This window comes from Ruegeria alba, assembly GCF_022321465.1.
GTDB classification, from domain to species: domain Bacteria; phylum Pseudomonadota; class Alphaproteobacteria; order Rhodobacterales; family Rhodobacteraceae; genus Ruegeria_B; species Ruegeria_B alba.
On record NZ_JAKOEM010000002.1, the window covers coordinates 152,344 to 165,843 of the forward strand.

A 13,500-nucleotide genomic window follows, 5' to 3' on the forward strand; every position below is an offset into this window, starting at 1 on the left:
CACAGACAACATCACTGTTTCGCTTGTCGCCGATCCGGCCGATCATCCGGCACCACCTCAAATCCGCACAGATTTATGCACGAATGCCGAGGTTGCCGGGGGCGCGAGCTGCCCTATCCTTTTGGGTGTTTCACACATAACTGGGGAGGTCTGACATGACCCTGAAGCTTTCGCGCCGCGCCGCCTTGACCGGTGCCGCATCCCTGCCGCTTGCCGCCGCCGCGGCGCCCGTCCTGGCCGGTGCCCATGGCGGCAAGGCGGCGGCCCCCATCGCCCGCTCGTTCAAGCTGGGCAGCCTGGGGGTGACCACCCTTCTTGACGGCAGCCTGCCGCGTGACGGGGCCAAGGACATCTTTGGCGGTGGCGCATCGGACGAGGATTTCGCGCGTGTCTCGGCCGAGAACTTCATCCCTGCCGACACGGCACAATTCTTCTTTACCCCTACGCTGGTCGATACCGGGGCCGAACTGGTGCTGTTCGACACCGGTCTGGGCCAGGGCGGCATCACCCGCGCGCTAGAAGCAGCTGGCGTTGCGCCCGAAGCCATCGATGTGGTGGTAATCACCCATATGCATCCCGACCATATCGGCGGCATGATGACCGATGGCGCCCCCACCTTTGCCAATGCCCGTTATGTCACCGGCGCCGCCGAATACGATTTCTGGTCCAAGGCCGAGGCCGGCAACCGTGTCGGTGACCTCGTCAAGTCGCATGTAACGCCGCTGGCGGAGAAAATGACCTTTGTCGAGCCGGGCGCCTCGGTCGCCGCCGGGGTAACGGCGGTTGATGCCTCGGGACACACGCCGGGCCATATGGGTTACATGCTCGAGAGCGACGGGCAACAGCTGATGCTGACCGCCGATCTGGCGAACCATTATGTCTGGTCCTTCGCCCATCCTGAATGGGAGGTACGGTTCGACATGGACAAAGCCAAGGCAACCGCCTCGCGCCGTCAGATCCTGGGCATGCTGGCCGCAGACCGGGTGCCGATGATCGGCTATCACATGCCTTTCCCCGCGGCAGGTTACGTGGAAGCGCGCGGTGACGGTTTCCGCTTCGTGCCCGTCAGCTATCAGTTGATGGGCTAAGGCTCCAGGCTCAGTACCCCGGATCGGGCGCCACCCGGCTGCCATCGCTGAACCGCGACAGGCGAAACTCCCACGGGTCCACCACCGGGGGTTCTCTTGTCGCCAGATCGGCGATCAGCCGCCCGGCGCCCGGTCCAATCCCGAACCCGTGACCGGAAAACCCGGTCGCAATGAACAGGCCCGGCAGATCCGGGACACCCGAGATTACCGGGATCGCATCCGGGGTCACGTCGATCATCCCGGCCCAGCTTTGCATGATCTCGGCCCCGTCGAGCATCGGAAAGGCGCGGCGGGCGGCAGACCACGCGCGGCGCAGGTGTTTCTGCGACGGCTCCGGGTCGAGTATCCGGGTCAGCTCGAACGGGGTAACATCGCCCGGCTGCCACTGGCGCGCCATCTGCGCCTCTTCCAGCCAGCGGCGCGATAGCCGAAAGCGCAGCGAACGCCATTCCTGCCGGTAGGCGGGCAGGAAGCTATAGGCCAAGCGCAAGCTGTCAGGTACCAGCTCGACCGTGTTCTGACTGCCGGCAGCGATGGTGAACCCTCCATCGGCGCGACGGCGCATGGCAAACGCGTCAGACCAGTAGGCGGCATTCGGACCATCGGGCATCGGCGAACTGCGCAACACGGTGTTCAGCACCTTGAGTTGCGGCAGCGACACGCCAGCATTGCCGGCAAAGAGGCGTGACCATGCCCCTCCCGCCAAAATCACTCTGGAACAGCCCACCCGGCCCCGTTCGGTATAGACCCCTGTCACCCGGCCCGCCTCGACATCGACCGAACGCACCGCACAGGCCGTCAGGATTTGTGCACCCCGGTCACGGGCGCCCTCGGCAATCGCGGGGGCGGCCCATTGCGGCTCGGCCCGGCCGTCCTGCGGCATGAACAGCGCCGCTTGCGGAGGTTTGCGATGACCGGGCAGATGGGCGGTAAGCTCGGCGCCTTCGATCATCCGGGCCCGCGTGTCCAGCCCATCCACATGGCGCGCCCAGCGCTCCAGATTCCCGGTACTGCGCCGCCCCGAAGCGGCAAACAGGATGCCCGAGCGCACAAAACCGGTGTTGCGTCCCAGACGCGCATCCAACCCGTGCCAGATCTCCAGCGCCGCCTGCATGAGCGGTATCTCGCGCGGGTCGCGCATGCCCAGCCGCACCCAACCCCAGTTGCGTGAGCTTTGTTCAGCGCCGATCTGACCCTTTTCGCACAACAGGACCGAGACGCCTCGTTCCGCCAATTCCAGCGCCGCCGAGACCCCGATGATGCCACCACCAACCACAACGACCTCGACCTGCTTGGGCAGGGCAAGGTCGGAATAGAAATCGGTCGGGCGGGGTCCGGGCATTCAATCTCAATCAAGTGACACAATCGGTGCCAGAGATGTAGCCCGGCCTACCCGAACGAAAGGGTCAAAAATGACGCGCCGGATCACATCCCGGATAGCTGTGGCAAAACTGCACTTACGGTTCGGCATCCTTGCTGCGCAGACGTTCATACAGCCTGTCAAACGGATCCGTCTGCATTTTTTCCGGCCTTCCAGTATCGGTCTCAAAATCTGGCAAGTACAATCCCGAGACCCAGCTCTCCGGCAAATGGGTCAGCCAACGTTCCATCGCGCTAGTTTGCCTAGCAGCCCAGCCTCTCAAATATTCGGCGCGACTTGGGCTGTGTCGGGACAGCAGGTCGTAACCAAGAAGGCAAATCTCCACCGAGCGATCATGGCCAAGCGTGAGATACGGGATCACCAGGATAGCCACCAACAGCCCGAAAAAGACCAGCAACAAGATCGGCCAGCCGATCAATATGGCCAGGACAAGAATTACGAGCGAAACCCGCCACCCCGGCGGATTACCCAGAAATGAGCGCCGAACCGAGGCGGAGACTGGACTATCAGGCCGTATCGGTGCCGTGCCCTGCTCCCGCTCCTGAACACAATCCCGGTTCGCTTGCTGTCGAGGGGCCGAAACGTCACTTTCCAGAAGGGTTCGAATTGTCGTGTCGATCAACTGTTCATCGACATCACGCCCCTTGGATTGGTTCATGTTTTCAGCGGACAAGTGAAGCTTATGCGGCGCTTTCATGTGACTGTCCCCAAGCGAGTTCAGCTTCTTTCCCACCTTCGTCTTTATTCAGACGCTATTCACTGCTCGGGCAAAATCGCCATTTATGTGGTCTTAACTTACCTATATCGACTTTAAAAAGGCAAATAGGGCGCCGTTTGGGCCGAATTGTGACAGAATGGAGAATTCCATCACAATTGCGCCTCCGTCAGACTTCGGCCTGATCCAGGCGGAGTCTGTCGAACGGATCCTGCTGCATTTTTTCAGCGCTCTCAGGCGTGGGCCCCAAATCCGGAAGATAGAGCCCAGCGGTCCAACGGTTCGGAAGGCGTGCTAGCATTCGCTCCATTCCGGCGACACGCCGCATGGCCCATCCGCGCAGCGCCTCCGCCTGAGCAGGGCTGAGCTGGTGGAAGCGCGAGAAACCGCTCGCGACGACCTTGCCAATGCGTTTCCGGCCCAACACAAGACAGGCAACAACGGGAAGAATGATCGCCAGCCCTAAGAAAGTCGGCAATAGCCACGGCCAGCCGATCATCAACGCCAGCGCAAGAATTGCGGCCGAGTGGCGAAGTTTCGGTTGATAGCGCGGCTTGCCTAACGAGGCTTCTTCGCTCTCGGGCTCGAATGGCAAAGCGGGAGCGAGCTCCGGCAGCGTCTTGCGCGGCTTCAGCTTAGGCGCCGCGATCTCTTCGCGTATGATTTCCTGGACAACACGATCGATATCGGCTTCGTCCAGTTCTCTCGGTGGCGATTTCAGCATTTTTACGCCTTTAGGGGGCGCATTCAGCGGGTTCAACATGGCACACATCCCAGACACGAGTTATGTTCCGCCCCAGGCTGAGTTCGTTAAAACAGGTGTGGGGCGATGACTTTGGACATTCTGCCATCCCCTCGCCTCTGAAGCCCTCAAAATGTCACATTTGGGTCAAATTCGCCATAAATCGAACCGAAGCGGATGACAGTCACCTCGAAGAACCCACGATTGTCCACGACAATAGATCAACTCGGGTCACGCCAGCGATTCACGATGGGATAACGACGGTCCAGCCAGAAGGCACGCGGGGTCAGCCGCGCGCCGGGGGCCGACTGATACCGCTTGTATTCGCTGATATAGATCAGATGCTCGACCCGGCGGACGACATCGCGGTCGAACCCTGCGGCCACGCAATCGGCGATGGAGCCGTCCTGATCGACCAGAATATCCAGGATCGCGTCCAGTTCGGGATAGTCCGGCAGGCTGTCGCTGTCCTTTTGATCCGCGCGCAACTCGGCGCTGGGAGGCTTGTCGATGACCGAAGGCCGGATCACCTCGCCCGCCGGTCCCATCATCCAGGGCCGGTGGTTGGCGTTGCGCCAGCGGCAGGTTTCGAACACCCGCGTCTTGTAGAGATCCTTGATCGGGTTATAGCCGCCCGCCATGTCGCCATAGATGGTGGCATAACCCACTGCTACCTCGGACTTGTTGCCGGTGGTCAGCAGCATTTCGCCGAACTTGTTGGAAAGCGCCATCAGCAACAGGCCGCGCAGGCGGGACTGGATGTTCTCTTCGGTCAGGCCCGGTTCGGTCCCGGCAAAGAGCGGTGCCAGCGTATTGGTCACCGCCGCCCGGCTTTCAGAGATCGGGACATAGTCGTATCGAACGCCCAGCGCCTGCGCCACCGCCTCGGCATCCTCCAGCGACTCGGTGCTCGTGTATTCCGAGGGCAACATGACGCAGCGCACGTTTTCTGCACCCAAGGCGTCGGCCGCTATTGCCGCCACCAGCGCCGAATCCACACCGCCAGAGAGGCCCAGCAGCGCCTTGGCAAAGCCGGCCTTGCGCATGTAATCGCGCAGGCTTTCGACCATCACGCGGTAATCCTGCTCCCAGGCGTCGGGCAGCAGCGCCACTTCTCCCTTGGCGATCCGCCAGCCCTCGGGTCCGCGCTCCAGATCGACATGCGTGATTGCCTCGTCAAAGACCGGCATGCGAAAGGCCAGCGCGCCGCCTGGATTCAGGCCGAATGTGCCGCCATCGAACACCTGATCGTCCTGCCCACCCACCATGTTGAGATAGATCAGCGGCAGGCCGGTTTCGACCACCCGCGCCACCATCTGGTTGATCCGAGTATCGTACTTGTCGCGGTAATAGGGCGAGCCATTGGGCACCAGCAAAAACTCGGCCCCGGTTTCGGCCAGAGTCTCGGCCACGTCCTCGTGCCAGGCATCCTCGCAGATCGGGCTGCCGATGCGGGTGTTGCCCACCGAATACGGCCCCCCCAGCGGCCCGGCATCGAAAATGCGCACCTCGTCGAACACCGTCTCGTTGGGCAGGTGGGTCTTGAGCGAGCGGCTGACGATCTTGCCACCCCGCAGGATCAGGTAGGCGTTATAGAGCTTGCCGTCCTCGACCCAGGGGCCACCTATGGCCAGCGCCGGGCCATCGGCGCACTCCTCGGCCAGCGCCTCGACCATGGCTATGGCGGCATCATGAAACACCGGCTTCATCACCAGATCTTGCGTGTTGTACCCGGTCACGAACATTTCGGGCAGCGCCACCAGGTCGGCCCCCGCCGCGCGTCCCCGCTCCCAGGCCATGCGGGCCTTGGCGGCATTGCCAGCCAGGTCGCCCACGGTGGGATTGAGCTGCGCCAGAGTGATACGGAAACGGTCGGCCATGATGCCCCCTTGCCCTTGCTCCTGATCTGCCGATTTATCAGATCGACGCGCGAGGAAAAGCCAAATGCGGCAAAAGACATTGCCCCTTGCCCGGACCTGCCTTAATTTCGCGGTGCCGCATTCAGACGGTCGACAGGGCAGACAGAGGCACCAATGACCAGAAACCGCAGACGCATCGCATTTGCCGCCATCCTGGCCATGGCCCCTGCGGCCTATGCCCAGCAGAACCAGGTCCTGACCACGCAGGACGAGATCGGCGGCGTCTACGAGGGCACGTTCCGGGGCGGCCTGCAACATGGCACCGGCACCTATCGGCTGCCCAACGGCTATGAATACAGCGGCGAATGGGTCGATGGCGAGATCCGCGGCCGCGGCGTCGCGCGCTTTCCCAACGGGTCGGTCTACGAGGGCAGCTTTGCCCAGGGTAAGCCCGAAGGCATGGGCAAGATCACCTTTTCCGATGGAGGTACCTACGAGGGAGAATGGTCGGACGGTGTGATCAACGGCCAGGGTGTCGCGATCTATGCCAACGGTGTACGGTACGAAGGCGGGTTCCGTGATGCCAAACATCATGGCAAGGGCGTGATGCAAAGCCCCGGTGGATATGTCTATGATGGCGACTGGGTCGACGGCCAGAAAGAGGGGTTGGGCAAGATCACCTATCCCGACGGCGCCGTCTACGAGGGCGGCATCGTCGCGGGGCAGCGTCATGGCGAGGGCACGCTGACCCTGCCCGACGGGCTGGTCTATGTGGGCTTCTGGGCCGATGGGCAGATCAACGGCAAGGGCACGCTGACCCAGGCCAATGGCGATGTCTACGAAGGCGACCTGATCGCTGGCCGTCGCGAGGGCAAGGGCAAGGTCACCTATGCCAATGGCGATGTCTATCAAGGTGATTTCACCGATGACCGGCGCGAGGGTCAGGGCATCTTCACCGGCACCGACGGCTACAGCTATGCCGGCTCCTGGGTTGCGGGTCAGATCGAGGGCCAGGGTCGCGTCACCTATCCCGATGGCTCTGTCTACGAGGGCAATTTCCGCGCCGATCTGGCCGATGGCCAGGGCAAGATCACCTATCCCGACGGGTCAAGCTATGAGGGCGATTGGGTCGCCGGCGTGATCGAGGGCACCGGGACCGCGATCTATGCCAATGGCATCGTCTACAAGGGCACCTTCAAGAATGCCAAGAACGACGGCCAGGGCATCATGACCTATGCCGACGGCTATCGCTACGAGGGCGAGTGGCAGGACGGGGTCCGCCACGGACAGGGCAAGGCCACCTATCCCGACGGATCGGTCTATACCGGGCAATATGTCAACGGCCAGCGCGAGGGCGACGGCGAGATCGTGATGGCCGACGGGTTCCGCTACAAAGGCCAGTGGCAGGCGGGCAAGATCAGCGGCATCGGTGTCGCCACCTATGCCAATGGCGATGTCTACGAAGGCCATTTCCGTAATGGTAAGCGTCAGGGCGAAGGCACCATGAAATATGCCAGCGGCCAGGAAGAAAAGGGCAACTGGGACAATGGTGCGCTGACCAAAGGTGAACCGGCCGCCGCCGCGTCTGACGGCTAGACGATATCTCCGCCGTCAAGCCGGGCCAGCAGGGTGTCGGCATCCGACAGGATGGTCCGGCGCTGATCCGGGTCCATCCGCTCCCACGTCCGGTACATGTTACCCATGCGAGGATTGCTCGCAAACCGGTCGCGATGGCGGTCCAGAAAGCTCCAGTATAGCAGGTTGAAGGGGCATGCCCGGTCTCCGGTCTTGGCCTTGACGTCATAGGCGCATGTCTTGCAGTGGTCCGACATCCGATTGATGTAGGCGCCGCTCGACACATAGGGCTTGGACGCCACGATCCCGCCATCGGCGAACTGGCTCATGCCAATGGTGTTCGGGGCCTCGACCCACTCGAAAGCATCGGCGTAAACGGCCAGATACCATTCGTGGACCTGTTGCGGATCAACACCCGCCAGAAGGGCGAAGTTACCGGTGATCATCAAGCGCTGGATATGATGGGCATAGGCCTCGTCCCGCGTCTGCGACACCGCCTCGCGAATACAGGTCATCCGCGTCTCGCCGCCCCAGTAGAAGGTCGGCAGATCACGCTGGTGTCCCAGCGCATTGGATGCCGTGTATCCCGCCCCCTCGAGGAAATAGATGCCCCTTACGAATTCGCGCCAACCGATGATCTGCCGAATGAAGCCTTCGACGGCGTTCAAGGGCGCATGGCCTTGGCGCCAGGCCTGTTCGGCAGCACGGCAAACCTCCAGCGGCTCCAACAGACCGAGATTGAGATAGACCGACAGGACGGAATGATACAGAAACCGTTCCCCCGTCAGCATCGCATCCTGGTAGTCACCAAAAAGAGGCAGCGCCTCGGTGATGAAATGGTCAAGCGCCTGCAACGCCTGTACCCGGTCGGTGGCGAACCAGAACGGGCGCAGAGTACCGAAACTGGCATCAAAACGGGCCGCGACAAGATCCAGAACCTCGGCAGTGACGCTATCAGGTGCGAATTGCATCGGGGCCGGAAACTGGTGGCCGCTCGGGGGTCGCTTGCGGTTTTCGGCATCATAGTTCCAACTGCCGCCAGCAGGCTGATTACCCTCCATCAACAACCCAGTCTTGCGGCGCATGTCGCGATAGAACCATTCCATGCGCAACTGGCTGCGCCCCTTTGCCCAGTCCTCGAAATCGCGCCGGGACGCGATGAACCGCGTATCGGGAAGTAGCCTCACCTTGAGCGGCAGCTCTCGAAGCTGCCCGATCAACCGCCACTCGCCGGGCGTGGTGACCAGAACCTCGGTCGCGCCGGTTTCACCGGCCCGGCGCAGCAATTCGTCGTCAACGGAACCGCCCGTATCCGGATCGTCGAGCCGAGAATACGCGACCCGCCACCCTGCCCGGCGCAGCTGTTCGGCAAACTTGCGCATCGCCGCCAGCACCAGCGCGATTTTTTTGGGGTGATGCGGAACATATTCGGCCTCGGCGGCGACCTCGGCCATGACAACGCAATCGGTGTTTGGGTCCGCCTCGGCCAGCGCGGAGAGGCCGGCGCTCAATTGATCACCCAGAACAAGGATGAGTCGGGTCACCAGGGAACCTCTTTCCCGGCCCAATCATAGAACCCACCACTCTGCTCGGGTGTAAGCCCCTCGATCACGCGCAACAGGTTCGACGCCGCTTCGTTCGGCAAGACCGCCGGATGGCGGCCAAGGTATTTCTCGGTAAAGGCGGTGGCGACTGTACCGGGATGCAAGGCGACACAGACGGCCTGCTTGTGGCTGCGCGCAAGCTCGATGGCTGCGGTTCGGACGATCTGGTTCAACGCCGCCTTGGACGCGCGATAGCTGACCCATCCGCCCAACCGGTTGTCACCGATCGACCCGACCCGCGCGGAAAGCACCGCGCATACGCTACGGGATTCTCTCGGCAACAGTCGGCCCGCCTCACGCAGGACAAGGGCCGGGCCGATGGCATTCAGGGCGAATTGGTCGGCCATGGCCTGCGCCGACAGGGCGCGCAACGATTTCTCTGGCCCGGCACCGTTGATTTCCAGCGCGCCGGTCGCCACCAAAACCAGATCATACGGGGTATCGAGCCCTTGCAAGATCCGCGCACTCCTCTGATCATCGGTCAGGTCCAGCCCATCGGCAGAGCGCGACAGGCCGGTCACGGAAATGCCGCGCGCTTCAAGCTGCGCCGCAATGGCCGCACCGATCCCCCCCGAAGCACCAATAACAAGAGCCTTTTTCATGCTTCCGCAGCTAGCTGGACTGGCAACGACTTCAATATCAGCGCCACGTCCGAGACAGCATTTTCTCCCTTTCCATTCCCGCGCGGGCCGGTATAACCTTGCCGCATGATCAACCGCGCAGACATAGCATCGACCGGCACCGCCATTTCTGGCGCCGCTCTGCGTGGCCTACTGATCCTAATCCGCCTCTGAGCGTGCCCTTTCGGCGCGCCCGCTCAGAGGAGGAGGCTTGCGCGCCATTTGGCTTAGGACAGATACGAAAGTTACCGACATGACCCATGCGACCGACCAAGACCGCGTCTTGATCTTTGACACCACCTTGCGCGACGGCGAGCAGAGCCCGGGCGCCACCATGACCCATTCAGAAAAGCTCGAGATCGCCGAGATGCTCGACGAGATGGGGGTGGACATCATCGAGGCCGGGTTCCCCATCGCCTCGGAAGGCGATTTCAAGGCGGTGAGCGAGATCGCCAAGCGTTCGAAAAACAGCCGCATTTGCGGGCTGGCGCGCGCCAATTTCGCCGATATCGACCGCTGCTGGGAGGCGGTGAAACACGCCGAACAGAACCGCATTCACACGTTTATCGGGACGTCACCGCTGCACCGCGCCATTCCCAACCTGACCCAGGACGAAATGGCCGAGAAGATCCATGAAACGGTCAGCCACGCCCGCAACCTGTGCGAAAACGTGCAATGGTCGCCGATGGATGCGACCCGGACCGAATGGGACTACCTGTGCCGTGTGATTGAAATCGCGATCAAGGCCGGTGCCACAACGATCAACATCCCCGATACCGTGGGCTATACCGCCCCCGCCGAGAGTGCAGACCTGATCCGGCGGCTGATCGAAACGGTGCCGGGTGCCGACGATGTGATCTTTGCCACCCATTGCCACAACGACCTCGGCATGGCGACGGCCAACAGCCTTGCCGCCGTGGCAGGTGGCGCGCGCCAGATCGAATGCACCATCAACGGGTTGGGCGAACGCGCCGGCAACACCGCCCTGGAAGAGGTGGTGATGGCAATGAAGACCCGCCACGACATCATGCCCTGGCACACCGGGATCGACACCACCAAGATCATGGCGATCTCGCGTCGGGTGGCGACCGTGTCCGGGTTCAACGTGCAGTTCAACAAGGCCATCGTGGGCAAGAACGCATTCGCCCATGAAAGCGGCATCCACCAGGACGGGATGCTGAAGAACCGCGAGAATTTCGAGATCATGCGGCCAGAGGATATCGGCCTCTCGGGCACCTCGTTGCCACTGGGCAAGCATTCGGGGCGCGCGGCGCTGCGCGACAAGCTCGAACACCTCGGCTATGAGGTGGGCGACAACCAGCTCAAGGACATCTTCGTTCGGTTCAAGGAACTGGCCGACCGCAAGAAAGAGGTGTTCGACGACGATGTGATCGCGCTGATGCGCTCGGGCGAGAATGCCGAACAGGACCATTTGCAGCTGGTCTCGATGAAGGTGATCTGCGGCACCGGTGGCCCGGCCGAGGCGACGGTCGAGATGGAGATCGACGGCAAGGATGTCAGCGCGACCGCGCATGGCGACGGGCCGGTAGATGCCAGTTTCAAAGCGATCCGCGAGCTGCATCCCAACAAGGCACATCTGCAGCTCTACCAGGTGCATGCGGTGACCGAAGGCACCGACGCCCAGGCCACGGTCAGCGTTCGGCTGGAAGAGGACGGGATGATTGCCACCGGCGAGTCCGCCAATACCGACACAGTGGTGGCCAGCGCCAAGGCCTATATCAACGCACTCAACCGTCTGATCGTACGGCGCGAGAAGGCTGGCCCCGGCGCCGATACGCGCGAGATCAGCTACAAGGACCTGACCTGACGCCTTGGTAGATCGGAATTCTGCAAGAATTCCGAAACGGAAAACTTCGTTTTCCGGGCCGTTTTCCGGCTCGGAAAACGGTGCCTCTCTCAGAGCTGAGCGAACAGGCCCGAAAGGCGCGTCGCCTCGGCGGAAAGACCAAAGGGCGTATTGATCACGAACATACCCGACCCCACCATCCGATGCCCCTCGCGGGCGGGCGCAAAACGGACCTCATGCCGCAGGACCTTGGGAAGGCCTTGCCGCTCTAGCGCCGCCAGCATCACCTTGTGCCGCTCATCGGTCAGGATCGGATACCAAAGCGCGATCACGCCCACATTCCACTTGCGGTGCAATTGCGCGATCACCGCCGGCATCCGGTCGTAGTCGGATTTAACCTCGTAGCTGGGATCGATCAGCATCATCCCCCTTCGAGGATCGGGCGGCAGCAGCGACTGCGCCATTTCGAACCCGTCCCGCCGATACACACGTGCCGGAAAACCTGCCATCGTCTGTTCCAGCGCCGCGTTTTCCTGCGGGTGCATCTCGGCGAGGTGCATCACATCACCGGGACGAAGCAGGTGCGCCGCCACCAGCGGTGAGCCGGGGTAGGCCGCACCGCCGTGATCCGCCCGAACTGCGGCCAGCACCCGCATTATCGGATGCCCCGAAACGAACCATTCCGCCTCTTCGACCCGGCCGATCCCGACCCTCGCCTCACCCGTGCGCACCGCCTCGGCCGCATCCAGATGATAAAGCCCGCGTCCGGCATGCGTTTCCAGATAGCTCAACGGCTTGTCCTTACGGGTGAGATAATCTAGCGCTACCGCCAACAGCGCGTGTTTCTGGACATCGGCCAGGTTTCCGGCGTGATAAATGTGCTGATAAGATAGCATTTGCCTGTTCTGTCCCCGCGTCATGTCCGCTTGCGCGGCGGATTGGTGCTGATCCGAGCAGATTCGGCCCTTTTCCACAGTGCGTCTGCGCCCTATAAGTCATTCGTCGCAGGCCCGTCGAGTCGTGGGCATTGCAAGAATTCTGGTAGACAGGACCACTCACATGGGGATCTTCGATAGTCTGGGCAGCCTGTTCGCAGCGGACATGGCGATCGACCTAGGCACGGCTAACACACTGGTCTATGTCAAGGGACGCGGTGTCATTTTGTCCGAACCCTCGGTGGTGGCCTATCACGTCAAGGACGGGGTCAAGAAGGTTCTTGCCGTGGGCGAGGACGCCAAGCTGATGCTGGGTCGCACCCCGGGCAGCATCGAGGCAATCCGCCCGATGCGCGAAGGCGTGATTGCCGATTTCGACACCGCCGAAGAGATGATCAAGCATTTCATCCGCAAGGTGCACAAGCGCTCGACCTTCTCGAAGCCCAAGATCATCGTCTGCGTTCCTCATGGCGCCACCCCGGTTGAAAAGCGCGCGATCCGTCAATCGGTGCTGAGCGCCGGTGCCCGCCGCGCCGGGCTGATCGCCGAACCCATCGCCGCTGCCATCGGCGCCGGCATGCCGATCACCGACCCGACCGGCAACATGGTCGTGGACATCGGCGGCGGCACCACCGAGGTCGCAGTTCTGTCGCTGGGTGACATCGTCTATGCCCGCTCGGTTCGTGTCGGTGGCGATCGGATGGACGAGGCGATCATCAGCTACCTGCGCCGTCAGCAGAACCTTTTGGTGGGGGAAAGCACCGCCGAACGCATCAAGACCTCGATCGGCACCGCGCGCATGCCCGATGACGGGCGCGGCCAGTCGATGCAGATACGGGGGCGCGACCTGCTGAATGGCGTTCCCAAGGAAATCGAGATCAGCCAGGCCCAGGTGGCCGAGGCGCTGGCCGAGCCTGTACAGCAAATCTGCGAGGCGGTGATGACCGCGCTGGAGACCACGCCGCCCGATCTGGCCGCCGATATCGTCGACCGCGGTGTCATGCTGACCGGCGGCGGCGCGTTGCTGGGCGATCTTGACCTGGCCCTACGCGAACAGACCGGGCTGGCGGTTTCGATTGCCGATGAAAGCCTGAACTGCGTCGCACTCGGCACCGGCAAGGCGCTGGAATACGAAAAGCAGCTGCGCCACGCGATTGACTACGACAGCTAAGCC

The 13,500-nt window shown here is 62.3% G+C and carries 11 protein-coding genes; 4 read left to right on the top strand and 7 right to left on the bottom strand.

The features are described from left to right. The first annotated feature begins 155 nt into the window (after positions 1 to 155). On the top strand, positions 156 to 1,088 hold the full coding sequence (locus MB818_RS04445) for an MBL fold metallo-hydrolase (protein WP_234137323.1): 933 nt from the start codon (positions 156 to 158) through the stop codon (positions 1,086 to 1,088). Positions 1,089 to 1,098: 10 nt separating this feature from the next. Here the strand turns inward: MB818_RS04445 and MB818_RS04450 are convergent, their stop codons facing one another. From MB818_RS04450 to MB818_RS04465, 4 genes are all read right to left on the bottom strand, one after another. Next, entirely contained in the window at positions 1,099 to 2,430 is a 1,332-nt protein-coding gene (locus MB818_RS04450) for an NAD(P)/FAD-dependent oxidoreductase (RefSeq protein ID WP_238904124.1), read from the bottom strand. Between the two features lie 115 nt (positions 2,431 to 2,545). Next, complete coding sequence (locus MB818_RS04455) at positions 2,546 to 3,166, bottom strand: hypothetical protein (protein WP_234137321.1); 621 nt, start codon at positions 3,164 to 3,166, stop codon at positions 2,546 to 2,548. Between the two features lie 187 nt (positions 3,167 to 3,353). Next, positions 3,354 to 3,947, bottom strand: coding sequence for a hypothetical protein (locus tag MB818_RS04460; RefSeq protein WP_234137320.1), 594 nt, complete (start codon positions 3,945 to 3,947; stop codon positions 3,354 to 3,356). Positions 3,948 to 4,147: 200 nt separating this feature from the next. Next, on the bottom strand, positions 4,148 to 5,806 hold the full coding sequence (locus MB818_RS04465; protein ID WP_234137319.1) for an NAD+ synthase: 1,659 nt from the start codon (positions 5,804 to 5,806) through the stop codon (positions 4,148 to 4,150). Between the two features lie 153 nt (positions 5,807 to 5,959). Here MB818_RS04465 and MB818_RS04470 point away from each other — a divergent pair, with 153 nt between their 5' ends. Continuing rightward, the gene (locus MB818_RS04470) at positions 5,960 to 7,381 is read left to right on the top strand and encodes an MORN repeat-containing protein (protein ID WP_439653273.1); all 1,422 of its coding nucleotides are present in this window, start codon (positions 5,960 to 5,962) and stop codon (positions 7,379 to 7,381) included. Here MB818_RS04470 and MB818_RS04475 read toward each other — a convergent pair. Both MB818_RS04475 and MB818_RS04480 read right to left on the bottom strand, forming a co-directional pair. Beyond that, positions 7,378 to 8,904, bottom strand: a complete 1,527-nt coding sequence (locus MB818_RS04475; RefSeq protein ID WP_238904126.1) for a cryptochrome/photolyase family protein — start codon at positions 8,902 to 8,904, stop codon at positions 7,378 to 7,380. The two genes, MB818_RS04470 and MB818_RS04475, sit on opposite strands and share 4 nt — an antisense overlap. After that, on the bottom strand, positions 8,901 to 9,566 hold the full coding sequence (locus tag MB818_RS04480) for an SDR family NAD(P)-dependent oxidoreductase (protein ID WP_238904128.1): 666 nt from the start codon (positions 9,564 to 9,566) through the stop codon (positions 8,901 to 8,903). The genes MB818_RS04475 and MB818_RS04480 overlap by 4 nt, the downstream gene beginning before the upstream one ends. Positions 9,567 to 9,837: 271 nt before the next feature. On the opposite strand from MB818_RS04480, the gene MB818_RS04485 reads away from it, so the two are divergent. Then, the gene (locus MB818_RS04485) at positions 9,838 to 11,412 is read left to right on the top strand and encodes a 2-isopropylmalate synthase (protein WP_234216070.1); all 1,575 of its coding nucleotides are present in this window, start codon (positions 9,838 to 9,840) and stop codon (positions 11,410 to 11,412) included. A gap of 89 nt (positions 11,413 to 11,501) precedes the next feature. Here MB818_RS04485 and MB818_RS04490 read toward each other — a convergent pair whose 3' ends face one another. Further along, positions 11,502 to 12,287: a 23S rRNA (adenine(2030)-N(6))-methyltransferase RlmJ gene (locus MB818_RS04490; protein WP_234162777.1), complete on the bottom strand. Its 786-nt coding sequence runs from the start codon at positions 12,285 to 12,287 to the stop codon at positions 11,502 to 11,504. Between the two features lie 163 nt (positions 12,288 to 12,450). Here MB818_RS04490 and MB818_RS04495 point away from each other — a divergent pair, with 163 nt between their 5' ends. Next, positions 12,451 to 13,497, top strand: coding sequence for a rod shape-determining protein (locus tag MB818_RS04495; protein ID WP_234137314.1), 1,047 nt, complete (start codon positions 12,451 to 12,453; stop codon positions 13,495 to 13,497). Positions 13,498 to 13,500 lie beyond the last annotated feature (3 nt).